The organism is Streptomyces sp. V4I8 (assembly GCF_041261225.1).
In the GTDB taxonomy this organism is placed as follows: domain Bacteria; phylum Actinomycetota; class Actinomycetes; order Streptomycetales; family Streptomycetaceae; genus Streptomyces.
Genome location: NZ_JBGCCN010000001.1, coordinates 7,737,464 through 7,761,523, shown reverse-complemented (window position 1 = coordinate 7,761,523; position 24,060 = coordinate 7,737,464). Strand labels below are relative to the sequence as shown.

The 24,060-nt window shown below is 68.9% G+C and carries 15 protein-coding genes; 3 read left to right on the top strand and 12 right to left on the bottom strand.

Going from position 1 to position 24,060, the window contains the following annotated elements; genetic code table 11:
• Positions 1-34: 34 nt before the first annotated feature.
• From ABIE67_RS35295 to ngcE, 3 genes are all read right to left on the bottom strand, one after another.
• The gene (locus ABIE67_RS35295; RefSeq protein ID WP_370265529.1) at positions 35-970 is read right to left on the bottom strand and encodes a carbohydrate ABC transporter permease; all 936 of its coding nucleotides are present in this window, start codon (positions 968-970) and stop codon (positions 35-37) included.
• Positions 971-1,208: 238 nt separating this feature from the next.
• Positions 1,209-2,132 (bottom strand): carbohydrate ABC transporter permease, encoded by a 924-nt coding sequence (locus tag ABIE67_RS35290; protein ID WP_370265527.1) that lies wholly within the window; start codon positions 2,130-2,132, stop codon positions 1,209-1,211.
• A gap of 49 nt (positions 2,133-2,181) precedes the next feature.
• Positions 2,182-3,648: an N-acetylglucosamine/diacetylchitobiose ABC transporter substrate-binding protein gene (ngcE, locus tag ABIE67_RS35285; protein WP_370265525.1), complete on the bottom strand. Its 1,467-nt coding sequence runs from the start codon at positions 3,646-3,648 to the stop codon at positions 2,182-2,184.
• Positions 3,649-4,013: 365 nt separating this feature from the next.
• On the opposite strand from ngcE, the gene ABIE67_RS35280 reads away from it, so the two are divergent.
• Both ABIE67_RS35280 and ABIE67_RS35275 read left to right on the top strand, forming a co-directional pair.
• Positions 4,014-7,814 carry a GH92 family glycosyl hydrolase gene (locus ABIE67_RS35280; RefSeq protein ID WP_370265523.1) on the top strand — a complete coding sequence of 1,267 codons (3,801 nt, stop codon included), beginning with the start codon at positions 4,014-4,016 and terminating at the stop codon, positions 7,812-7,814.
• 20 nt (positions 7,815-7,834) lie between these two features.
• A complete protein-coding gene (locus ABIE67_RS35275) occupies positions 7,835-9,799 on the top strand; it encodes an alpha-glucuronidase (RefSeq protein WP_370265522.1) in 1,965 nt (654 codons plus the stop codon).
• On the opposite strand, the gene ABIE67_RS35270 is transcribed toward ABIE67_RS35275, so the two are convergent.
• Genes ABIE67_RS35270 through ABIE67_RS35250 form a run of 5 tightly spaced genes read right to left on the bottom strand, consistent with a single transcriptional unit; the run spans position 9,793 to position 16,036 of the window.
• A complete protein-coding gene (locus tag ABIE67_RS35270) occupies positions 9,793-11,817 on the bottom strand; it encodes a beta-galactosidase (protein ID WP_370265520.1) in 2,025 nt (674 codons plus the stop codon). The genes ABIE67_RS35275 and ABIE67_RS35270 overlap by 7 nt on opposite strands.
• The gene (locus ABIE67_RS35265; RefSeq protein WP_370265518.1) at positions 11,814-12,503 is read right to left on the bottom strand and encodes a hypothetical protein; all 690 of its coding nucleotides are present in this window, start codon (positions 12,501-12,503) and stop codon (positions 11,814-11,816) included. The genes ABIE67_RS35270 and ABIE67_RS35265 overlap by 4 nt, the downstream gene beginning before the upstream one ends.
• A complete protein-coding gene (locus tag ABIE67_RS35260) occupies positions 12,500-14,155 on the bottom strand; it encodes an extracellular solute-binding protein (RefSeq protein WP_370265517.1) in 1,656 nt (551 codons plus the stop codon). The genes ABIE67_RS35265 and ABIE67_RS35260 overlap by 4 nt, the downstream gene beginning before the upstream one ends.
• A 22-nt stretch (positions 14,156-14,177) precedes the next feature.
• Entirely contained in the window at positions 14,178-15,050 is an 873-nt protein-coding gene (locus tag ABIE67_RS35255) for a carbohydrate ABC transporter permease (RefSeq protein ID WP_370265515.1), read from the bottom strand.
• Positions 15,044-16,036 carry an ABC transporter permease gene (locus ABIE67_RS35250; RefSeq protein WP_370265513.1) on the bottom strand — a complete coding sequence of 331 codons (993 nt, stop codon included), beginning with the start codon at positions 16,034-16,036 and terminating at the stop codon, positions 15,044-15,046. Before ABIE67_RS35250 ends, ABIE67_RS35255 begins: the two co-directional genes overlap by 7 nt.
• Before the next feature lie 184 nt (positions 16,037-16,220).
• Here ABIE67_RS35250 and ABIE67_RS35245 point away from each other — a divergent pair, with 184 nt between their 5' ends.
• Positions 16,221-17,225, top strand: coding sequence for an acetylxylan esterase (locus ABIE67_RS35245; protein WP_370265511.1), 1,005 nt, complete (start codon positions 16,221-16,223; stop codon positions 17,223-17,225).
• A 73-nt stretch (positions 17,226-17,298) separates the two neighbouring features.
• Here ABIE67_RS35245 and ABIE67_RS35240 read toward each other — a convergent pair whose 3' ends face one another.
• From ABIE67_RS35240 to acnA, 4 genes are all read right to left on the bottom strand, one after another.
• A complete protein-coding gene (locus ABIE67_RS35240) occupies positions 17,299-18,390 on the bottom strand; it encodes a lytic polysaccharide monooxygenase (protein WP_370265509.1) in 1,092 nt (363 codons plus the stop codon).
• Between the two features lie 368 nt (positions 18,391-18,758).
• Positions 18,759-20,357, bottom strand: a complete 1,599-nt coding sequence (locus ABIE67_RS35235) for a sensor histidine kinase (protein ID WP_370265508.1) — start codon at positions 20,355-20,357, stop codon at positions 18,759-18,761.
• Positions 20,354-21,079, bottom strand: a complete 726-nt coding sequence (locus tag ABIE67_RS35230; RefSeq protein ID WP_370265506.1) for a response regulator transcription factor — start codon at positions 21,077-21,079, stop codon at positions 20,354-20,356. The genes ABIE67_RS35235 and ABIE67_RS35230 overlap by 4 nt, the downstream gene beginning before the upstream one ends.
• Before the next feature lie 144 nt (positions 21,080-21,223).
• Positions 21,224-23,938, bottom strand: a complete 2,715-nt coding sequence (gene acnA, locus ABIE67_RS35225) for an aconitate hydratase AcnA (protein ID WP_370265504.1) — start codon at positions 23,936-23,938, stop codon at positions 21,224-21,226.
• Positions 23,939-24,060: the final 122 nt, after the last annotated feature.

Here is a 24,060-nt window from a genome sequence, read left to right as displayed (position 1 = left end):
ATGTGGTGCTTACGGTGGAGCGAACAGAGAGCGTTTACTTCAGCGCACCGGCCGTCAGTCCCGCCTGCACCTGCCGTTGGAAGATGAAGTAGACGATCAGCACCGGCAGCATCGCGATCATCATGCCTGCCATCAGGGCGCCCCAGTCGTTCTCGTAGCCCTGCTGGAGGGCGATCATCGCCAGGCCCTGGGTGAGCACGTACTTGTCCTCGTTCTGGTTGAGGACCATCGGCAGCAGGTACTGGTTCCACTGCCCCAGGAAGTTGAAGATGCCGATGCTGATCAGGCCCGGCTTGGCCATCGGCAGCATCACCTGGAAGAACGTTCGCGTGTGCGACGCCCCGTCGATCAGCGCCGCCTCCGCGACCGAGGTGGGCAGCGTGCGGAAGAAGGCGGTCATGAAGAAGACCGTGAACGGCAGCGAATAGGCGATGTAGACCAGGATCAGCCCCTGGTACGTCGCGAGCAGCGAGCTGCCCGGGAAGTCACGCAGCACGAAGAAGAGCGGGATGACCAGCATGAAGACCGGGAAGGACATGCCGGCCACGAACATGAAATAGATGAACCGGTTGCCCGGGAAGGTGAACCGGGCCAGCACATAGGCGGCCATCGAGCCCAGCACCATGGTGCCGATCACCGAACCGCCCACCACGATCGCGGTGTTGACGAAGTACTGGCCCATGTTCGCCTTGTTCCAGGCGTTGGCCCAGTTCTCGAAGTGCAGCGAGGTCGGCAGCCCCCACGGGTCGGACAGGATGCCGTTGCTCGTCTTGAAGGAGCTCCACAGCACCCACAGCAGCGGTACGCCGACCATCAGCGCCCACAGGACGAGCATGCCGTGCGAGAAGACGTGCAGGACGCCGCCCTCGGAGCTGCGGCCGTCGGTCGCGCCGAGCTTCTTGGTGAGACTCGGCCGGTCCTCCCCGTCCGTCTTGGAGACCGTGCCCGTGTTCGTCGTGTCCGTCGTCATGTCGCCCGTACCCCCCAGGGCCTGTCCAGCGGGTCATGCCGGAGACGCGGGGTCTGGCACGCACATCTGCCGCGTTGTCGTCGGTTGCCGACTCCCCCACGCTCGAACAACCTCGCGCGGGGGGACCCCCATCGCGTCGCCGCCCTCCTCCGCCTTGCAGCTGCACGCACCGGACCCCGCTCACCTGCGTCGATGAGGTTCCGCATCTTTTCCTCCAGCCTGACCCGCCGGACAGGCCCTAGAACTCGATCCGCTCACGCCGCGCGAAGCGCAGGGTGAGCACTGCAAACGTCATGGTGACGATGAGCATCGCGACGCCCATCGCGGACGCGTAGCCGAACTGGCTGTCGCGGAACGCCGTCAGATACAGGCGCAGCGGCATGACGTCCGTGGCGCCGTCGGGGCCGCCCATGTTGACCGACATGATCTGCACCAGGGCGAAGCCGTCGAGGGCGATGATGCCCATGTACACCCAGCCGGTCTGCACCGTGTCCCACAGCAGCGGCAGGGTGATCCGGAAGAAGGTGGGGAAGCGGCCGGCGCCGTCGAGCAGCGCCGCCTCGTAGATGTCCCGCGGGATGGACGCCATCGCCGCCGAGAACAGCACGACGTAGAAGCCCACGTGGGACCAGATCATCACCGCCATGATGCACAGCAGGGCGAGGCTCTTCTCCCCCAGCCAGGCGTTCTGCCAGCCGTCCAGACCGACCGCCCCCAGCAGGGAGTTGAGCATGCCGTCCTGCGGGTCCGGGTTGTAGATGTTGAACCAGATGACGGCGATGATGGTGATGGAGATGACCTGCGGGAAGAAGAAGACGAAACGGTAGAACTTCGAACCCGTGACCCCGGTGATGACCTCGTTCTTACGTCGCTTTCCGCCGACGTTGAGCATGAAGGCGAAGAACAGGCCCAGTCCCAGCGTCACGATCGGCACCGCGATCAGCATGTAGACGTTGTGCCACAGCGCGTTCCAGAAGTCCTCGTTGTGCCACAGCTTTTCGAAGTTCTCGAATCCGACGAACTTCGCCGTTCCGACCAGCCCCGACCAGTCGGTCAGCGAGATCTGGAACGCCTGGACGAACGGCGAGATCACGAAGACCGCGTAGACGATGACCGGCAGGGCCAGGAAGCCCACGATGAATCGGTATTTGCCGTGTTGCATGGTGCTTCCCGGCCCTTCCCCTTGAGTGCCGCCGTGCCGGACCGGACTCTTAGCTCTCGCGCTTGAACTTCTTCACCGAGTCGTCCTTCGCCACGGCGTCGGCGTATTCCTGCGTCTTCTTGATCCAGTCGGCCGCCTTCATCTCACCGGTGAGAAGCTGACCGGTGAGACCGCCGATCTTCTCGTCGGTGAGCGAGGGGTACCACTCCTGGAGCTGCAGGCTGATGATGTTGTCGCCGGCGTCCTTGAACGCCTTGCTCGCCGACGCGAGGCCCGGCGAGAGAGTCATGCCCTCGGTGGCGTCGACCACACAGGTGAGCGACTTGACCTTGGTGGCGAAGTTCTGCGCGTGCTTCTTGGAGAGCATGATGCGCAGCAGCTCCATGCCACCGGCCGGGTTCTTGCCCTTGGCGGACACGATGTACGGCTCGCTGGGCTCGGCGCGCAGGGTGCCGTGCGGCAGCTTGTCGCCGCTCGAGCCGTCGAAGAGGGCGCCCACCGACATCGCGAAGTCCTTGGGCGTGGTCGGGGCGGCCTCGTTCTCCACCCAGGAGCCGTTGGGGATGAAGACGGCCTTGCCCTTGTTCCAGGCGGTCTGCGACTGAATGTGCGTCAGGCCCTGGCTGCCCTGGAGGAAGTACTTCTTGGCGGCCAGCTCCTCGTAGTGCTCGACGACCTGCTTGACCGCGTCGTTGCCGGTCCAGGCGTTCGGCTCCAGATTGTCGATGGCGATCCAGCCGTCCATGCCGCCGATCTTGGCGATCTGGGCGAACAGATTGAAATGGACGTAGTACGGATACTTTCCGGCGTACGTCCAGGGCGCGATGCCCTTCTTCTTGATCTCGCCGCAGAGCTTGACCATGTCGTCGAGGGTCTTGGGGTATTCCCAGCCGTTGTCGTCGAGGGCCTTCTGCGAGTACCAGGTGCCGTAGATGGTGAAGGCGTAGTAGAGCACGTCGAAGGTGTCGCCGTGCTTGCCCTTCTCGATGGTGCTCGGGTGGATGACGTCCGAGATCTTCTTGCTCGCGTCGTCCAGCGAGGGCGCGTCCAGCAGCGCCTTGAGGTCCTGGAGCTGGCCCTGGGTGGACAGCTTGTTCATGTCGAGGTGGTCGGCGCCGGAGTTGTCGATGACGTCCGGCGGGTTGCCGCCGGCGAAGCGCGGGGTGAGCTTCGGGCCGACCTGCTGGGTGCCGGTGTGCTTGACGTCGGCCTTGTACTTGGCCTTGTAGTCGGCCTCGGCGTCCTTGGCGTACTGGTCGCCCAGACCGCCCTTGAAGATGAACGCCTCCAGCGCGGTGCCCTCCTTGACCCCGAGGGGGTTGGTGGCGGACTTCGCGCCACCCGGCGCCTTGCTCTCCTCGTCGCTGCCATCGCCCCCGCCGGTGGCACACGCCGACAGGAAGCTCATGGTCGGAACGGAGATCAGACCGAGCGCGGCGGACCGCCTGATCAGATCGCGGCGCCCCACACCGGCGGAGCCGTTGTTCTCGGGGTTCTCGGCGGAAGTGGATCCCATGCTCAAGTCCTCGCCTTCTCCAGGACTCAGGCGGTGAACCGGATCCTTCCCGGCACCGCGGTCGGGTCGAGCTGGTCGTGCAGGCTGGGTCGTGCAGGAAGTGCGAATCGTGTGAATCGCCGACAGGTATAGTCCACTTCCCGCCAACGGAGCAAGATCGAATGCAAGGTTGGCCGGTGGTCTTTTCCGAGTTGAGACCTGCCGGAAATATGAGCGGCCTGTGTGCTCCTTGGCGGAAAAATCCCTGTCATTGCCCTCGAATGCCGCACCCAACACCCTTGACACGACAGAGCACTTGAGCCACAACTGTTCCTTGCGCAGCGATGTTGACAACGTTGTCCCGTGCGCAGGGAGGGTACCCGCTTATGCAGCAGAGAGCTCGGCACAGATGGGGTGGACCGGCGGTCGTGTCGGCGGCCGCCTTCGCTTTGACCGTGGGCTCGCAGGGCGCGGCGGTCGCCCTGCCCGCCGCCCCCGCGGCGGCCGACCGGAGTTTCGCGTCCTCCTTCGAGGCGGACGATCCGGCACCCGACTGGCTCAACACCGTCGACACCTCAGCGGACGGCGGCAAGCGCGCCTCGGGCGTCGACGGCGGCTACAGCAGTGGCATTCCGGGCAATGTGACCGACCATGTCACGGACGTACGGGCCAGCGGCGAGAACACCGGCGGCGGCGAGGTGAAGGAGAACCTCACCGACGGGGAGCCGAGCAGCAAATGGCTGGTCTTCGCACCCACGGGGTGGGCGGAATTCGACCTGGATAAGCCCGTACGGATCGCGAAATACGCGCTCACCTCGGCCAACGACTACGCCGAACGCGACCCACGGGAGTGGACCCTGCAGGGCTCCACGGACGGCAAGGACTGGAAGACCCTCGACACCCGCTCGGGTGAGACATTCGCCGAACGGTTCCAGACAAAGACGTACGACCTCGTGGAACCGGCTGAATACCGGCACTTCCGGCTTGAAATCACCAAGAACAACGGCGCCGACATCCTGCAACTCGCCGACGTCCAGTTCTCCACCGGCGGCAGCGACGGCCCCGTCCCGCAGGACATGCTCTCCCTCGTCGACCGCGGCCCGAGCGGCTCGCCGACGGCCAAGGCGGGCGCGGGCTTCACCGGCAAGCGGGCGCTGCGGTACGCCGGCCGGCACACGGCGGACGGGCGGGCGTACTCGTACAACAAGGTCTACGACGTGAACGTGGCCGTCGGCCCCGACACCCGGCTGTCGTACCGCGTCTTCCCGTCGATGGCGGACGGCGACCGCGACTACGACGCCACGAACGTCTCCGTCGACCTCGCCTTCACCGACGGCACCTATCTGAGCGACCTCGGCGCCACCGACCAGCACGGCTTCCCGCTCTCCCCGCGCGGACAGGGCGCGGCCAAGGTGCTGTACGTCAACCAGTGGAACGCCGTCGCCTCGCGGATCGGGTCGGTCGCGGCCGGCAGGACGGTCGACCGGATACTCGTGGCGTACGACTCCCCCAAGGGCCCGGCGAAGTTCCGGGGCTGGCTGGACGACATCACGCTGGAGTCCGTCGCGCCCGAGAAGCCGAAGGCGCACCCGTCCGACTACGCGCTCACCACCCGCGGCACCCTCTCCAGCGGCGGCTTCTCGCGCGGCAACAACTTCCCGGCGACCGCCGTGCCGCACGGCTTCAACTTCTGGACTCCGGTGACGAACGCGGGCTCGCTGAGCTGGCTGTACGACTACGCACGCGCGAACAACGCCGACAACCTGCCGACGATCCAGGCGTTCAGTGCCAGCCATGAGCCCAGCCCCTGGATGGGTGACCGGCAGACCTTCCAGGTGATGCCGTCGGCCGCCTCCGGTACCCCCGACACCGGGCGCGAGGCACGCGAGCTGGCCTTCCGGCACGAGAACGAGACCGCGCGGCCGTACTACTACGGGGTGCGGTTCGAGAACGGGCTCAAGGCGGAGATGGCGCCGACCGACCACGCGGCGGTGCTGCGCTTCACCTACCCGGGCGACGACGCGAGCGTCCTCTTCGACAACGTGACGGACCAGGCCGGGCTCACGCTCGACAAGGAGAGCGGGACCTTCACCGGCTACTCGGACGTGAAGTCCGGGCTGTCGACGGGCGCGACCCGGCTGTTCGTGTACGGCGAGTTCGACCAGCCGGTGACCGAGGGATCCTCCAGTGGGGTGAAGGGGCACCTGCGCTTCGACGCCGGTGCCGACCGGACGGTCACGCTCCGCCTCGCCACCTCGCTCATCAGCGTCGACCAGGCGAAGGACAACCTGCGCCAGGAGGTCGACGGCGCCTCCTTCGAGACGGTGAAGGCGCGCGCCCAGCACCGGTGGGACCGGCTGCTCGGCAAGGTCGAGGTGGAGGGCGCGACACCGGACCAGCTGACGACGCTGTACTCCAGCCTGTACCGGCTGTACCTGTACCCGAACTCGGGCTTCGAGAAGGTCGGTGGGAAGTACCGGTACGCGTCCCCGTTCTCCCCGATGCCGAATCCCGACACCCCCACGCACACCGGCGCGAAGATCGTGGACGGCAAGGTGTACGTCAACAACGGCTTCTGGGACACCTACCGCACTACGTGGCCGGCGTACTCGCTCCTCACGCCGGGCCAGGCGGGTGAGATGGTCGACGGCTTCGTGCAGCAGTACAAGGACGGCGGCTGGACCTCCCGCTGGTCCTCCCCCGGCTACGCGGACCTGATGACCGGCACCTCCTCGGACGTCGCCTTCGCGGACGCGTACGTCAAGGGCGTCGACTTCGACGCGGAGTCGGCGTACGACGCGGCCGTGAAGAACGCGACCGTAGTGCCCCCGTCGTCCGGCGTGGGCCGCAAGGGCATGGCGACCTCGCCTTTCCTCGGCTACACGAGCACCGAGACGCACGAGGGCCTGTCGTGGGCGCTGGAGGGCTACCTCAACGACTACGGCATCGCGAAGATGGGCCAGGCCCTGTACAAGAAGACCGGCGACAAGCGGTACAAGGACGAGTCCGCGTACTTCCTCAACCGCGCCCGGGACTATGTGAACCTCTTCGACTCCGAGGCCGGGTTCTTCCAGGGCCGCGACGAGAAGGGCGACTGGCGCGTCGAGTCCGCCAAGTACGACCCGCGCGTGTGGGGCTACGACTACACGGAGACCAACGGCTGGGGCTACGCCTTCACGGCGCCCCAGGACAGCCGGGGCCTGGCCAATCTCTACGGCGGCCGTGGCGGCCTCGCGGACAAGCTCGACGAGTACTTCGCCACCCCGGAGACGGCCTCGCCCGACTTCGTCGGCTCCTACGGCGGTGTCATCCACGAGATGACCGAGGCGCGGGACGTCCGGATGGGCATGTACGGCCACTCCAACCAGGTCGCCCACCACGCCCTCTACATGTACGACGCGGCCGGGCAGCCCTGGAAGGCGCAGAAGAACGTCCGTGAGGTGCTGTCGCGGCTGTACGTCGGCAGTGAGATCGGGCAGGGCTACCACGGCGACGAGGACAACGGCGAGCAGTCGGCCTGGTTCCTGTTCTCCGCGCTCGGCTTCTATCCGCTGGTGATGGGCAGTGGCGAGTACGCCATCGGCTCGCCCCTGTTCACCAAGGCCACCGTCCACCTGGAGAACGGCCGCAAGCTGGTCGTCAAGGCGCCGAGGAACAGCGCCCGCAATGTGTACGTCCAGGGCCTGAAGGTCAACGGGGTTCCCTGGAGGTCGACTTCGCTCCCCCACTCGCTGATCGCGAAGGGTGGCGTCCTGGAGTTCGACATGGGGCCGCGGCCCTCGACATGGGGCACCGGCAGGAACGCGGCGCCGGTGTCGGTCACCGAGGACGACGAGGTGCCGGTGCCGCGGGCGGATGTCCTGAAGGGCGAGGGAGCGTTGTTCGACAACACCTCGGCGACCCAGGCGAGCGTCACGTCGGTGGATCTGCCGGTGCCCGAGGCCGCCGAGGCGGTGCAGTACACCCTCACCTCGCCGACGGACCGGACGAAGGCGCCGACCGGCTGGACCCTCCAGGGATCGAAGGACGGGACCACATGGCGGACCCTCGACAAGCGCTCCGGGGAATCCTTCACCTGGGACCGGCAGACACGGGCGTTCTCGGTGGGGTCGCCGGGTACGTACGGGAAGTACCGCCTGGTGCTGGACGGCGAGGCGGTGGTCGCTGAAGTCGAACTGCTCGCCTGAGCAGGTGCATTGGGGGTCTCATGCAGGGTGTCGATCCGGCCTGGCTGCCGGACGAGGCGTTCCGGCCGATCGGCACCCGTCGGACGCTGATCCGTGGCACGGGTCCGTTGGTGGACACGGTGCACGGGGAAGTGGCGGAGGCCTGCGTACGGTTCGGGGGGAGCGTCTCGCGCGACGGGTCCCCCGAACCGTACGACCTGGTGCTGGAGTTGACGGACGTCGAGGCCGGCAGCGGGGGCGACGGCGACGAGGCGTTCACCTTCGAGCGCGGGGACGGCCGTACGACGGTCATCGCGGCCGGAGGGCCCGGGCTGCTGTACGGCTTCTTCCACGTCGTACGGCTCGGGGACGCTGCGTTCCAGGGCGAGCGTCAACGGGCGGAACACCGGCCCGAGTTGGTGTTGCGCATGCTCGACCACTGGGACAACGTGGCCGTGCATCCGGTCATGGGCCAGGTGGAGCGCGGATACGCGGGCGGGTCGCTGTTCTGGGCGGACGGCCGGGCGCGCGGGGAGCTGCTGGGGCGGGTGCGGGCGTACGGCAGGCTGCTGGCGGCCTGCGGGATCAACGCCGTGGCGGTGAACAACGTCAACGTGCACGCGGCCGAGGCTCAGCTGCTCACCGAGCGGATCGGTGAAGTCGCCGAGATCGCGGGCGCGTTGCGGCCGTACGGCGTCCGCACCCATCTGTCGGTCACCTTCTCCGCGCCTGTGGTGCTCGGCGGGCTGCCCACGGCGGACCCCCTGGACGAGGCGGTACGGGTGTGGTGGGCGGAGGCCACCGCTCGGGTGTACGAGGCGATACCCGACTTCGGCGGGTACGTGGTGAAGGCCGACTCGGAGGGGCAGCCGGGGCCCTTCGCCTACGGCCGCAGTCACGCGGACGGCGCGAACATGCTGGCCGCCGCGCTCGCACCGCACGGCGGGACGGTGCACTGGCGGGCGTTCGTCTACGACCACCGCCAGGACTGGCGGGACCGGACGACGGACCGGGCGCGTGCGGCGTACGACCATTTCGTGCCGCTGGACGGGGAGTTCGCCGGCAACGCCGTGCTCCAGGTGAAGCACGGGCCCATGGACTTCCAGGTGCGGGAGCCGGTCTCCCCGCTCATCGGGGCGATGCCGGGCACACGGCTGGCGGTGGAGCTTCAGGCGACCCAGGAGTACACCGGGCAGCAGCGGCATGTGTGCTGGCTGGGGCCCATGTGGAGCGAGGTGCTGCGGTTCCGGGCCGACGGCGAGTCCACGGTCGGGGAGTTGGCGCGCGGCGGGCTCGTCGCCGTGGCCAATGTCGGTGACGACCCGTTCTGGACCGGGCATCCGCTGGCCCAGGCGAACCTGTACACCTTCGGGCGGCTGGCCTGGCAGCCGCACGCTGATCCGCTTCAGATCCTCGACGAATGGATCCGGCTCACCTTCGGCACCGGTCCGGCGGCGGGGCTGCGCGCGATCCTGGACGGCTCGTGGCGGACGTACGAGAAGTACACCGCTCCGCTCGGCGTGGGCTGGATGGTGCAGCCCGGTCATCACTACGGGCCGAGCGTCGACGGCTATGAGTACAGCCCCTGGGGCACCTACCACTTCGCCGACCGCGACGGCATCGGTGTCGACCGGAGCGCGGCGACGGGAACCGGGTTCGCGGGGCAGTACGCCAAGCCGTGGGCCTCGGTGTACGAGTCGCCGGACACCTGCCCGGACGAACTGCTGCTGTTCTTCCACCACACGGCGTACGGGCACAGGCTGCACAGCGGCAAGACGGTGATCCAGCACATCTACGACACGCACTTCGAGGGCGTGGAGGAGGTGGAGGCGGCCCGGGAGGTGTGGGCCTCGCTGGTGGATCTCGTGGACCCGGCGCGCCACGCGCGGGTGACGGAGCGGTTCGAGGAGCAGCTCCGGAGCGCCCGCGAGTGGCGCGATCAGGTCAACAGCTACCTCTTCCGGAAGTCAGGTGTGCCCGACGCACATGGGCGCCGCATCTACTGACCGCGGAGGATCGCTGTGCCCAGCGGGTCGAGGGTCAGTGGCTCGCCCTCCTCGACCCGCTTGCCGGTCAGCAGGTCGGTGGCGGTCGCGTGAGCCGTCAGGTGGGCCGGTTCGGGGGCGTGGTTGAGGAGGAAGAGGAGGCGGGTGCCGTCGGGGGCGACCCGGGTCGCGGTCTCCAGGGCGGGGTGGTCGGCGTAGGGGCCGAGCAGGTCGTGGCGGGCCAGGATCCGGCGGACGGTCCAGTCCACGCCGGGCTGGTCGAGGGCGGTGGCGACGTACCAGCCCTCGCCGCCGCCCTCGCCGAAGCGGTTCCGGGTCACGGCCGGGGTGCCGGCGTAGAAGTCGGTGCCGTACGTCCCGACCGGCTCGGCGCCGCGCGGCAGCACGATCTCGAAGACCAGGCGTGCCTCGCAGGTCAGCTCCCCCAGTTGGACGTGTTGTACGAAGTCCCGCGGCCGGGAGTCCCATTCGTCGACGCGGACGCCCATGAGGGGCCCCAGGGGACCGGGTACGTCCGTGAGGAACGCGCGGTCGTGTGCGTCGACACGGCCCGAGAGGAAGGTCGTCAGGACGGTGCCGCCGCGCGCCGCGACGGCCTCCAGTCGCTGCGCGAGGCCGCCCTTGACCATGTGCAGGACGGGGGCGAGGACCACGTCGTACGGGGTCAGGTCGGCGGTGACCGGGACGACGTCCACGTCCGCGCCGGCCTCGCGGGCTGCCCGGTAGTAAGCGTGGACCACCTCCTGGTACTTGACCAGCCGGGACGGGCCGTCGGAGATCTCCAGGGCCCACCAGCTGTCCCAGTCGAAGAGCAGGGCGGTGCGAGCGGGGGTGCGGGCGCCGAGGGTCACATCACCGAGCGCCTCCAACTCCCCGCCCAGCCCGGCGACTTCACGGAAGACACGGGTGTCGTCACGGCCCGCGTGGCCGATGACCGCGCCGTGGTACTTCTCGCAGGCGCCGCGTGAGGCGCGCATCTGGAAGTAGAGGGCGGCGTCGGCGCCGTGGGCGATCGCCTGGAAGGTGGCGAGGCGGAGCTCGCCGGGGCGCCGCAGGGGGTTGACGTCACGGCAGGCCGTCGTGGACGGGGTCTGCTCCATCAGCCAGAAGGGGGCGCCGTCCTTCAGGCCCCGCATCAGGTCGTGGGCGAGGGCCGGCCAGGTCGGCGGGGCGTCGAGGGGCGGGTAGCTGTCCCAGGAGGCGAAGTCGAGGTGGGGTGCCCAGCGGTGGTAGTCGAGGGGGCGGAACATGCCCATGAAGTTGGTGGTGACGGGGGTGTCGGGGTCGTGGGCGCGGATCACCTCCTTCTCGGCCAGGAAGCAGCCGAGCAGGGCGTCGGTGGTGAAGCGGAAGTAGTCGAGGGTGATGCCCTGGAAGGCGGTGTGGTCGGGGCCGCGCCAGTGCTCGGTGAGGGCGTTCGGGGGCTCGATCTCGGCCCAGTCGGTGTGGCGGTGGGACCAGAAGGTCGTCCACCAGGCGTCGTTGAGGACGTCGAGAGTGCCGTACTCGTTCCTGAGCCAGTCCCGGAAGGCCTCGGCGCACAGGTCGCAGTAACAGGCGCCGCCGTACTCGTTGTTGATGTGCCAGGCGAGCAACGCCGGGTGGTCCGCGTAGCGTTCGGCGAGGCGCGCCGCCATGGCCGTGGCGTGGTCGCGGTACGCCGGTGAGCTGGGGCAGAAGTTGTGGCGCTGGCCGTAGCGGTGGCGGCGGCCCTCGAAGTCGGTGCGGTTGACCTCGGGGTGGCGCTTGGCGAGCCAGGGCGGGAGGGCCGCGGTGCCGGTGGCCAGGCAGGCGCGGCGGTTCTCGGCGGCGGCGCGGTCCAGGATGCGGTCGAGGATCGTGAAGTCGTAGGTGTCGGGGCCGGGTTGGGTGAGGGACCAGGAGAAGACACCGACGGTGAGGGTGTCGACTCGCGCCTGGGTGAACAGCCGGTGGTCGTCGTCCCAGACCGGATCCGGCCACTGCTCGGGGTTGTAGTCGCCGCCGTACGGGATCCCCGGGGTGCGCGGCGCGGTCATGCGGTGAAGTCCTCCTGGGTCTCGGCGATCACCGGGCGGCTGCTGTGCAGCAGGGACAGCAGCAGCGGGGCGGCCAGCAGGGCGGGCAGGGCCTCGGTCAGCAGGGCGGTCGCCGCGGCCACCAGCACGAGCAGGGAGGCGGCACCGAGGGTGGCGCGGGCGTGCCGGACGAGGAAGTACGCGGCGAGGCGGGCGGTGTCGCGGGTGCGGAAGGCGAACAGCGAGGTGAGGATCAGCGCGTGCGCGCCCCACAGCAGGGAGCCGACGCCGATCGCGCCGAGCAGTACCGCCCACCAGCCGGGCAGGCCGGTGGCGGAGAAGTGGGTGAGGGTGAAGGCGATGACGGTCAGCCAGGCCAGCAGGGGCGTCCAGAGCTTCAGCGAGGGGAGGGCGTTGAGCCGCCAGCCGCGTGCGTAGGTCCGCGCCGGGTGGAGTTCCGTGAGGTCCCGGCTGCGGTGGTGCAGGGCGTACAGGGCGGCGGACAGGGCCGGGCCGAGCGGCAGCAGGCATACGGCGGCGAGGGGCAGGTTGGCCGGGTCGGGGCCGGTCAGGAGCAGGCCGGCGAGTCCGGGCGAGGCGGCGAGGAGCAGCAGGGCCTCGACGGTGAGCAGGGTGTGGATCAGGGCGGCGGCGCGGGAGAGGGCTCCCGCGCCGAAGTCGGCCGCGTGCTGTACGCCGCTGCTCACCCGTTCTCCTTCTTGAAGCGTTCGTACGCCTTGTTGTGCAGGTCGACGAACCTGTCCATGTTCTTGGCCTTCAGCTCCGTGACGTAGGCGTTCCATTCGGACATCGGGCGCTTGCCGAGGACGAACTTGAGGGTGTTCTGGGTGACGTGGTCCCTGAGGGGCGTCTCCCACAGAGTGGCCTGTTCCTGCTCGAAGGACTGCAGCGGGTGGGCCGGGGCGATGGGCGTCTGTTCGCGCTGGGCCATGACGTCCTGGAACTTCTTCTCGTCGGGGCTGAACATGGAGGAGACGAGCTCCCAGCTGCCGCCGTAGGCGAAGACGCCGTTGTAGAAGCCGTAGTCCTTCTGCATGTCCTTCGGGGCGTCCGGGTCGGAGCCCATGAGGCTGATGCCGGGCTTCGCCTTGTACTGGCTTCCCGAGCGGGTGTAGGTGACGCCCTCGACGCCCCACCGCGCGAACCGCTGGCCCTCGTCCGAGTACCACAGCCAGTCCACGAACTGCATCATCGCGACGAAGCTGTCGCTCTTGAGCGCCTTGCTGGAGATCATGACGCCGTTCTCCAGCCGGACACCGCCGAGCACCACGGGACCGGCGGGTCCCAGCGGCACCGGGATCATCTCGATCTCCGCGCCCTTGACCTGCTTGTGCAGGTTGTACCGGTACTCCTGCACCAGTACCTGCGGGTTGGCGCTGATCGCGAAGGACTTCTCGCCCAGCAGTTTCTGCGCGGCCTCGTCGTCGGTCTGGGTGAAGCTCTCCGGGTCCACCAGCTTCTCGGCGACCAGCTTGCGCACGTACTCGATCATCTGCCGGAAGGCGTCCGTCGCTCCGGTGAAGACGAACTTCTGTGCGTCGGCGTCCCAGCTGATGTTGTCGTACGTCCATCCGGCCCGGACGCCGTACGCCTGGCCGAGGTAGCTGAAGAGCGCGGCGGCCGGGTAGGGCGTGTTCTTGCTCCAGCGGTCGGAGAACGGGTAGCGGTCCGGGTACTCCTCCTTGATCGCCTTGAAGACCTCGTAGACCTCGTCCCAGGTGGTGGGCAGGCTCAGTCCGAGCCGGTCGAGGACGTCCGTGCGCAGCGCCGGCGAGTAGCCGGCTCTGGCCTTCTCGTGCAGACCGGGCAGCAGATAGAACTTGCCGTCGGACTGCCGGATCGAGTCGATCTCCGGCTCCAGCTTCCAGCGCTTGACCTTGTCCTGGAAGTTGGGCATCAGATGCACGTAGTCGCTGACCGGGAGGACCGCGCCCGACGACACGAACGCGACCTCAGCGGGGTGGTACGTCTTCGGGATCAGGAACGGGGCGTCGCCCGAGCCGATCAGGACACTGCGCTTCTTCTCGTAGTCGACCAGGGGGACGGCGACGGGCTCGAAGGTGACACCGGTGCGCCTGGTGAGCTCCTTCCAGAACAGCCAGCCGTTCTTCATCGGGTAGACCGGGTTGTCGTTGTGCAGGACGGAGAAGGACAGCGGCTTGGTCGCCTTGAACTGCTGGCCGACGCGGTACTCCTTCATCGCGCCGTCCCTCTTCTTCGACAGGTCCTTGGAGTCCCCGCCGTCGTCGCCGCTGCCGCAGCCGGTGAGGGTGGCGAGGCCGACGAAGCCGGCGGCGGCGAGTATCTGACGCCTCGACAGCTGTCCTGCGTTGTTCACGGATGACACAGGCACTCCTTTGTTAGCCCTTGACCGCGCCGAGCATCACGCCCGAGACGAAGTAGCGCTGGACGAACGGGTACACGCAGAGGATCGGCAGCGAGGTCAGCACGATCGTGACGGCCTGGATGTTGGCCCCGACCTGGCTCAGCTGCGCGTCGGCGGCACCGGCGTTGCCGCCCGTGGTGGCGCCGGAGATGAGGTTGCGCAGATAGACGGTGACCGGCATGAGCTCGGATCTGTCCATGTAGAGGAAGGCGCTGAACCAGGAGTTCCAGAAGGACACCGAGTAGAACAGCACCATCGTCGCGACGACCGCCTTCGACAGGGGCAGCACGATCCGCAGCAGAATGCCGTACGTACTCAGGCCGTCGATCTGCGCGGCCTCCTCCAGTTCGGTCGGCAGGCTCTCGAAGAAGGCCTTCATGACCAGCAGGTTGAACACGCTGATCGCGTTGGGGAGCGCTATGGCCCAGACGCTGTTCTTCAGGCCGAGGCTGGTGACCAGGACGTAGTTGGGGATCAGGCCGCCGGTGAAGAACATGGTGAACACGGCGACGCCGACCAGTACGCCGCGTCCCTTGAGGTGCTTCTTCGACAGGACATAGGCGTAACAGGTGGTCAGGACCATGGCGACGGCGGTGGCGACCACCGTGTACAGCACGGTGTTGCCGTAGTTCCGCCAGAAGACCGAGTCCTGGAAAACGATCTTGTACGTGGTGAGGTTGAACCCCTCGGGCCACAGCGTCACCTCACCGGCCCGGATGTGCCGCTCCGAACTGAACGAGCGGGCGACGATGTTGGCGAACGGGTAGAGGGTGACGATCACGACCAGGGTAAGGATGACGCCGTTGGCGCCCTGGAAGACGCGGTAGGAACGGCTCGGCTTCACCACAGGCTGGTCCCCACTGTGCGGCGTGAGAGCTGGTTCGCGGACGTGATCAGCACCAGGCCGATGATCGCCTCGAACAGTCCGATGGCGGCGGCGTAGCTGAAGCTGTTGGACTCGACGCCCGTGCGGTACAGATACGTCGAGATCACGTCGGCGGTCGGATAGGTCAGCGGGTTGTACAGCAGCAGGACCTTCTCGAAGCCGACCGCCAGGAAAGTGCCGACGTTGAGGATCAGCAGCGTGATCATGGTGGGCCGGATGCCGGGCAGGGTGACGTGCCAGATCTGGTGCCAGCGGTTGGCACCGTCGATGCGGGCCGCCTCGTACAGGTCCTCGTCGATGGTGGTGAGCGCGGCGAGGTAGAGGATCGTGCCCCAGCCGGCGGTCTGCCAGATCTCGGAGCCGACGTAGACGGTGCGGAACCACTCGGGTTCCTGGATGAACCGGATGGGCTCGTGGCCGAACCAGCCCAGCGCGTGGTTGATCGGGCCGTCCGTGGCGAGCATCTGCATCGTGATGCCCGCGACGATCACGATCGACAGGAAGTGCGGCAGATACGACACCGACTGCACGAACCGTTTCAGCGAACGCCGGCGCACCTCGTTCAGCAGCAGCGCCAGCACGATCGGGATCGGGAAGCAGAAGACGAGCGTGAGTCCGCCGAGCCACAGGGTGTTGCGGAACACCTGCCAGAAGGTGGGGTCACTGAGGAACATCTCGACGTAGCGCAGGCCCACCCACTGCTCGCCGAAGATCGAGCCGCCCGGTTCGAAGCGCCGGAAGGCGATCACGTTGCCGATCATCGGCAGATAGCGGAAGACGAGGAAGAACAGCAGCGGCAGTACGGCGAGCGAGTACAGCTGCCAGTCCCGGCGCAGCGCCCGTCGCCATCCGGTGCGCTTCGTCCGCCGCCCTCGGCGGGGTGGAGTCTTGCTCGGCGGCGGCTCCTGGGTGCCGGGCGGTGGAGCCGATCTGGTGGACGTGCTCATGCAGTGGCCTCCCGGTGGCACCGAAAGTTTCGGAGTCGTACCGGCAACTTTGCGGCGAGGTTAGGGGCGGGTGTAATGGCTGTCAATGGGGCTGACAGGAAGGTCAGTCGAGGAGGCTGGGACCCGCACGAGCCAGAGGCTACGAAACATTCTGATGTAGAGGCGCAACAATCGGAGGCCATCGTTGCCCGCGTTCGACCTGCCGTTGGCGGACCTGGAGCGCTACCGCCCGGCCCCCCAGGAGCCCGCCGACTTCGACGAGTTCTGGCGCGACACCCTCAAGGAGGCGGCCCAGCACGAGGTGTCGGTGTCGGCGGACCCGGTGGTGACCGGCCTGCGGCTCACCGAGACCTGGGACGTGACGTTCCGGGGGTTCGCGGGAGACCCGGTGCGGGCCTGGTTCAGCAGGCCGGCCGGGGTGCGCGAACCGCTGCCCGCCGTCGTCGAGTACGCCGGCTACGGCCGGGGCCGCGGCCTCCCGCACGAGCGGCTGACCTGGGTGAACGCCGGGTACGCGCATCTGCTGATGGACAACCGGGGCCAGGGCGACCAGTACGGCAACGGCGGCGCCACCCCGGCCCCGCACGCCGTGGCACCGGGCGGCCCGGGCCCGGCGGCACGCGGCCTGCTCTCCCCGCGGGACTACCACTACCGGCGCCTGATCACGGACGCGGTGCGCGCGGTGGCGGCGGTGCGCGCCCTGCCGGGCGTGGACGGCACCCGGGTCACGGCCGTCGGCAACAGCCAGGGCGGCGGGCTCGCGCTGGCCGTCGCGGGACTCGTCCCCGACCTCGCCGCACTCCTGGCCACCGCGCCCTTCCTGTGCGGCATCCGGCGCGCCCTCGACCTCACCGACGCGTCACCGTACGGCGAGATCGCCGCGTACCTGGCGGTGCACCGGGGCGCCGAGCGGGCCGCGTACGCCACGCTCTCCTACATGGAGGGGATCTCCTTCGCCCGCCGCGCCCACGCCCCGGCCCACTTCGGGGTCGGCCTGCGCGACACGGTGTGCCCGCCGAGCGGGGCGTACGGCGCCTTCAACCGCTATGCGGAACTGTCGGGTGCCGATCCGCGCAAGGAGATCCGCCCGTATCCGTTCAACGGCCACGAGGGCGGGGACGCGGTGCACGTCCGCCGTCAACTGGACTGGCTGGCAGACGTGTTGGACTCAGGTCCGCAGCCGACGTGAACGCGACGGCGACAGAGGCGCGGACCCGGTGGGCGGCGGCTCGGCGCCCACCGGGTCCGCGTGGAGCAGCGGTTCAGCCCACCCGGCAGGGCAGGGTCGTCGTACTGTCGCCGCCGGAGCCGGAGACGACGTAGCCGAAGGTGGCGCTCTCCCCCGGATCGAGGGAGCCGTTCCAGTCGGCGTTGTGGACCATCACGTCCTGACCGGTGTAGGTCGCGTTGCCGCTCCAGAGGCTCTCGACCTTCTGGCCATTGGGGAGTGTCCAGTCGACCATCCAGCCGAGCATCGGGACGTCGCCGGAGTTGGTGACGGTCACCTCGGACTGGTAGCCGCCGGACCAACTGCCGGTCGTGCGGCGAGTGGCGGAGCACTCGCCGGGCACCGGGTCGGTCGGGTTGCCGGGTTCCTTGATTCCGGTGACCTCGCCGTTGCCGCCGTCGAAGACGATGTCGGAGCAGGAGTAGAAGGTCTCCGCGCTGTCCGAACGCTGCCAGACCATGTAGACGATGTGGCGGCCCGACTTGTTCGCCGGAAGCTGCCCGGTCCAGGAGTAGTTGGCCTCCACCGTGCCCGGGGAGCCGTTGAGCGGCGGGTGGTCGACCGAGAGGAAGGGCCGCTCCTCCATGTCGTCCCAGGTGAGGGTCTGCTTCGGGTCGAAGCCGTCCTTGGTGATGTAGACGTGGAACCAGCCCGGGTGCGCGGCCCAGGCGTTGTAGGAGAAGTCGACGGTCGCGCCCGAGGTGAGGTGCGTGAGCGGCCAGTCGTCGCGCGGCGCGTTGAAGCCGGTGAAGTTGGTGTTGCCGCCGCTGCACAGCTCGCCGTCGGGCACGAAGCCGCGGGTGCGGCCGGCGCCGTCGGAGCGCAGTACCGAGAACCAGTTGTAGAACGGCGTGGTGCCGCTGACCTGTTGGGCCGACCTGCAGGCCGGGTTGACCGGCTTGATCTCACCGGTGTCGGTGAGGCCGTCCTGCCAGCACAGGAAGGTGCGGCTGCCCGGCTTCATCGGGGTGCCATGGGCCTCCGCCTCGCCGCCGGTGCTCATGACGAGCCCCACGGCCGGGATCGTCGCGAGCAGGGAGACCAGGACGAGGAAGAGGGCTCTGGCGCGGGTGGGGAGAGTTGATCGACGGGGCGGGGCGTCCGCCCTCGCATTTGTCAGGATCATGACAGTCCAGTCCGTTGCGTCAGGCACGGGCCGTGCGGATGCGTACAGGGGTGTGTGTGCGGATGCGCGGGGCGGGAACGGTCCGGGCGGCGGGTTCCGGTCCGCCACTATGGGAGCGCTCCCACCCCGTCTGCTGCGGAAGGTAGCGCCGTGTGGCGCGGATGTAAACGGGTGCCGCACGAGGACCGCACCGGGGTGACCGGGGTGGGTGCGGTCCTCGTGCGGCCGCGGTGGGGTGGATGCGGTCCTGTGAGGCGGCGGTGGGGTAGATGCGGTCCTGTTAGGGCCGCGGTGGGGTGGAGGCGGTCCTGTTAGGGCCGCGGTGGGGTGGAGGCGGTCCTGTGAGGCCGCGGCGCTTGCGGGGCGCGTCAGGAGTGGCGGGCGAACGTCCGCGTGAACGGCACCCGTGCCGGAGCCGACGGCCCCGACACCGTGTCCAGCGGGGGCGGTTCGGCGCCCGAGGGTGGCAGTTCGATCGTGAACTCCGTACGGCCCGGCTCGCTCTCCACGTCGATACGGCCGCCGTGCGCGGACACGATCGCCGCCGCGATGGCGAGGCCGAGACCGGATCCCCCGTCGTGCGGGCCGCTGCGTGCCCGGGAGGTCTCGGCGCGGGTGAAGCGGTCGAAGACCTGTGGGAGGAGGCCGGGCGGGATGCCGGGGCCGTCGTCCCGCACCCGGACCACGCAGCGGTGGGGGTCGGCCTCCACGGAGGCGACCACGGTCGTGCCGGCGGGCGTGTGGACCCGGGCGTTGGCCAGCAGGTTGGCCACCACCTGGTGGAGCCGGGCGGCGTCACCGAGGACCAGCGACGGGGCGTCCAGCCGGAGTTCGAGCTGCCAGTCGTGCCCGTCCCCGGCGGCCCGCGCGTCCCACACCGCCTCCGCGACCAGCGCCGCGAGGTCGACCTCGGCGGAGTGCAGCGGCCTGCCCTCGTCGAGCCGGGCCAGCAGGAGCAGGTCCTCGACCAGGCCGGTCATCCGGGCCGACTCGGCGGAGACACGGCGCCAGGCGAGCACGGGCTCGATCCGGTCGGTGCCGCGGTTCATGAGTTCGGCGTAGCCGGAGATCGAGGCGAGGGGGGTGCGCAGTTCGTGGCTGGCGTCGGCGAGGAAGCGGCGCATGCGCTCCTCGGTGTGCCGGCGGGCGGTGAGGGAGGACTCGACGTGGTCGATCATCCGGTTGAGCGCGGCGCCGACCTGGCCCGCCTCGCTGTCGGGGTCGGTGTCCCGGGCCGGTACACGGGTGAGGCCGGCGACCTCGCCCCGGTCGAGCGGTGCGCGGGAGACCTCGGCGGCGGTGGCGGCGACCCGGCCGAGCGGGCGCAACTGTCGCCGTATGACCACCGTGCAGACGCAGCCCGCGACGAAGAGACCGGCCACCGCGACGGCGGCCTCGGCGACGACCAGTCCGCCGATCATGCGCTGGACGTCATCCATGGGCAGCCCGGTGAGGACCCGGATGCCGCCGCTCTCGACGGCGGTGACCCGGTAGGTGCCGAGGCCGGGGACCGTGCGGGTGTGTTTGGAGCCGTCGGGGGCGATGTCCGCCAGCGCGGTGAGCTGCGGGGCGGTGAGGCTCTTCGGTGCCGCGTCCTGGCTGACGACCTCGGCGGCGACGATCGCGCCGTCCCCGTCGAGCCGGGCGGCGAGCAGGCCGGCGGGGTGGCCGTTCTCGTTGAGGAACCCCAGGTCGTCCTGGTTCTCCGGGTGGAGTGCGGCTCCGCCCAGGCTGCGCGAGGCGGCGTTGGTGACGCGGCCGTCCAAGTCGCCCATCAGGTAGGCGCGTTGCACGAAGGCCGTGGTGAGCGCCATCGCGGCGCAGACCAGGATGAGGGTGGCGGTGACGAAGACGAGCAGGCGGGTGCGGATCGACCGGGTGCGCGGCCTCGCCCATGGCTTACGGGTGGATGGCTCGCGGGCGGCCCGCTTGCCGACGGCCGGCTCGCGGGCGGTCAGGGTGCTCATCTTCCGTTCTCCCCCGGGCGGAGGGCGTACCCGAGGCCGCGCAGTGTGTGGATCATCGGCGCCCGGCCCCTGTCGATCTTTCGGCGCAGGCCGGAGATGCAGACCTCGACCAGGTTGCCGCCGCCGTCGAAGGAGCTGCTCCAGACGTGGTCGAGGATCTGCGTCTTGCTGAGCACCTGCCGGGGGTGGCCCATCATCAGGCTGAGCAGGTCGAACTCCTTGACGGTGAGCTGGACCGGTACGCCCGCGCGGTGCACCTCGCGGGTCTCCTCGGTCAGCACGAGGTCGCCGAGGACGCGTACGGAGTCGTCGGTCCGGGCCCGGTCGGCCGCGGCCCGGCGCAGCAGTCCGCGCAGCCGCAGGACGACCTCCTCCAGGGAGAACGGCTTGGTGACGTAGTCGTCGGCGCCCGCTTCCAGGCCGTCGGGCCAGTGCTCCAGCGCGTCGCGGGCGGTGAGCATGAGGACGGGCAGCTTCGGGTTCTCGCACCTCAGCCGGCGCAGCACCTGGAGGCCGTCCAGGTCGGGCAGCATCCCGTCGAGCACCACGGCGTGCGGCGCGCACCCGCGCGCCACCTCCAGGGCGCTCCGTCCGTCCGGTGCGGGACAGGCGCGCCAGCCCGCCTCCTCGACGGCCACGGAGAGCACGTCGGTGAGCGCGGGCTCGTCGTCGACGATGAGCACACGGACGCGTCCGTTTCGGAACCCAGCGGTGGCGGTCATGTCCCGATGCTGTCCGCGCCCGCTGAGGGAACCCTGTGTTCCACCTGAGGGTGGGTGATGACCTGGGGTTCCCCGGCGTGGGCACGGCGAAGGGCCGCACCCCCGTCACCGGGAGCGCGGCCCTCAAGTGGCCTGCGGGAAGGCTTACTTGCGGATCAGGCTGCGCAGCACGTACTGCATGATGCCGCCGTTGCGGTAGTAGTCGGCCTCACCGGGGGTGTCGATGCGGACGACCGCGTCGAACTCGACACCGGTGTCGGTGGTGACCTTGACCGTGCGCGGCGTGGTGCCGTTGTTGAGCTCGGTGACACCCGTGATGGAGAAGGTCTCCTCGCCGGTCAGGCCGAGGGACTCGGCGTTCTGGCCCTCCGGGAACTGGAGCGGCAGAACGCCCATGCCGATGAGGTTCGAGCGGTGGATGCGCTCGTACGACTCGGTGATGACGGCCTTGACGCCGAGCAGCGCGGTGCCCTTGGCGGCCCAGTCGCGGGAGGAGCCGGAGCCGTACTCCTTGCCACCCAGGATGACCAGCGGGATGCGCTGCTCGATGTAGTTGCGCGAGGCGTCGTAGATGAACGACACCGGCGCGTCGGCCTGCGTGAAGTCGCGGGTGTAGCCGCCCTCGGTGCCCGGCGCGATCTGGTTGCGCAGACGGATGTTGGCGAACGTGCCGCGGATCATGACCTCGTGGTTGCCTCGGCGGGCGCCGTAGGAGTTGAAGTCACGACGCTCCACACCGTGCTCGGTGAGGTACTTGCCGGCCGGGGTGTCGGCCTTGATGGCACCGGCGGGCGAGATGTGGTCGGTGGTGACCGAGTCGCCGAGCTTGGCCAGGACGCGGGCGCCGCTGATGTCGGAGACCGGGGTGGTCTCCATCGTCATGCCCTCGAAGTACGGGGGCTTGCGGACGTAGGTCGACTCGGCGTCCCACTCGAAGGTGTTGCCGGTCGGGATCGGCAGCGCCTGCCACTGGGCGTCGCCCGCAAAGACGTCGGAGTAGGACTTGGAGAACATGTCCTCGCCGATGGCGTTCGCCACGACGTCGTTGACCTCGGCCTCGGTCGGCCAGATGTCGGTCAGGAAGACCGGCTTGCCGTCCTGGTCGACACCGAGGGCGTCCTTGGTGATGTCCACCTTCATGGAGCCCGCGATGGCGTACGCGACGACCAGCGGCGGAGAGGCCAGGTAGTTCATCTTGACGTCGGGGTTGATACGGCCCTCGAAGTTCCGGTTGCCGGAGAGGACCGAGGTGACCGCGAGGTCATGGTCGTTGACGGCCTTGGAGACCTCCTCCGGCAGCGGACCGGAGTTGCCGATGCAGGTGGTGCAGCCGTAACCGACGAGGTTGAAGCCGACCTTGTCGAGGTACGGGGTCAGGCCCGCCTTGTCGAAGTAGTCGGTGACGACCTTCGAACCCGGGGCGAGGGTGGTCTTGACCCACGGCTTGCGGGTCAGGCCCTTCTCCACGGCCTTCTTCGCGACGAGCGCGGCGGCGACCATGACGTACGGGTTCGAGGTGTTGGTGCAGGAGGTGATGGCCGCGACCGTCACCGCACCGTGGTCGATCTCGTAGGTCGAGCCGTCGGGGGCGGTCACGGTGACCGGGTTGGACGGGATGCCGTTGGAGACGGCCGGGGCATCGGAGGCCGGGAAGGACTCCTTGCCCGCCTCGGAGTCGTCCGCGACGTAGTTGCGCACGTCCTGGGCGAACTGCTGGGAGGCGTTCGCCAGGACGATACGGTCCTGCGGGCGCTTCGGGCCGGCGATCGACGGGACGACCGTCGAGAGGTCCAGCTCCAGCTTCTCGGAGAAGTCGGGCTCGGCCTGCGGGTCCAGCCAGAGGCCCTGCTCCTTGGCGTACGCCTCGACGAGCGCGAGCTGCTGCTCGGAGCGGCCGGTGAGCTTGAGGTACTTGATGGTCTCGCCGTCGATCGGGAAGACCGCGGCGGTGGAGCCGAACTCCGGCGACATGTTGCCGATGGTGGCGCGGTTGGCGAGGGAGGTGGCGGCGACGCCCTCGCCGTAGAACTCGACGAACTTGCCGACGACACCGTGCTTGCGGAGCATCTCGGTGATGGTCAGCACGAGGTCGGTGGCGGTGGTGCCGGGGGTGAGCTCACCGGTCAGCTTGAAGCCGACGACGCGCGGGATGAGCATGGAGACCGGCTGGCCGAGCATCGCGGCCTCGGCCTCGATGCCACCGACGCCCCAGCCCAGCACACCGAGGCCGTTGACCATGGTGGTGTGCGAGTCGGTGCCGACGAGGGTGTCGGGGTACGCCTGGCCGTTGCGAACCATGACCGTGCGGGCCAGGTGCTCGATGTTCACCTGGTGGACGATGCCGGTGCCCGGCGGGACGACCTTGAAGTCGTCGAAGGCGGTCTGGCCCCAGCGCAGGAACTGGTAGCGCTCGCGGTTGCGACCGTACTCCAGCTCGACGTTCTGCTTGAAGGCGTCGTTCGTACCGAACTTGTCGGCGATGACGGAGTGGTCGATGACCATCTCGGCCGGGGAGAGCGGGTTGATCTTCGCCGGGTCGCCGCCGAGCGCCGCGACGGCCTCACGCATGGTCGCGAGGTCCACGACACAGGGCACGCCGGTGAAGTCCTGCATGATCACGCGGGCCGGCGTGAACTGGATCTCCTGCGACGGCTGGGCCTGGGAGTCCCAGCCGCCGAGGGCGCGGATGTGGTCGGCGGTGATGTTCGCGCCGTCCTCGGTGCGGAGGAGGTTCTCCAGCAGCACCTTCAGGCTGTAGGGGAGGCGCGCGGCGCCCTCGACCTTGTCCAGCCGGAAGATCTCGTACGACTCGTCGCCCACCTGCAGCGTGCTGCGGGCGTCGAAGCTGTTCGCCGACACGACAGTCTCCTTTATTTCTGTGCGCTTACCACCGCATCCTGCCGCCACACCGTCTTGGCCGATCCGCTAAGGTAAGGCTAAGTTAGGCATGCCTTACCACCAGACTCGTGACGGGCGTGCGA

Bases quoted from the DNA above. Each gene is read 5' to 3' on its own strand.
- ABIE67_RS35295 (WP_370265529.1), bottom strand. From the start codon at position 970: ATGACGACGGACACGACGAACACGGGCACGGTCTCCAAGACGGACGGG.
- ABIE67_RS35290 (WP_370265527.1), bottom strand. From the start codon at position 2,132: ATGCAACACGGCAAATACCGATTCATCGTGGGCTTCCTGGCCCTGCCG.
- ngcE (WP_370265525.1), bottom strand. From the start codon at position 3,648: ATGGGATCCACTTCCGCCGAGAACCCCGAGAACAACGGCTCCGCCGGT.
- ABIE67_RS35280 (WP_370265523.1), top strand. From the start codon at position 4,014: ATGCAGCAGAGAGCTCGGCACAGATGGGGTGGACCGGCGGTCGTGTCG.
- ABIE67_RS35275 (WP_370265522.1), top strand. From the start codon at position 7,835: ATGCAGGGTGTCGATCCGGCCTGGCTGCCGGACGAGGCGTTCCGGCCG.
- ABIE67_RS35270 (WP_370265520.1), bottom strand. From the start codon at position 11,817: ATGACCGCGCCGCGCACCCCGGGGATCCCGTACGGCGGCGACTACAAC.
- ABIE67_RS35250 (WP_370265513.1), bottom strand. From the start codon at position 16,036: ATGAGCACGTCCACCAGATCGGCTCCACCGCCCGGCACCCAGGAGCCG.
- ABIE67_RS35240 (WP_370265509.1), bottom strand. From the start codon at position 18,390: ATGATCCTGACAAATGCGAGGGCGGACGCCCCGCCCCGTCGATCAACT.
- ABIE67_RS35235 (WP_370265508.1), bottom strand. From the start codon at position 20,357: ATGAGCACCCTGACCGCCCGCGAGCCGGCCGTCGGCAAGCGGGCCGCC.
- ABIE67_RS35230 (WP_370265506.1), bottom strand. From the start codon at position 21,079: ATGACCGCCACCGCTGGGTTCCGAAACGGACGCGTCCGTGTGCTCATC.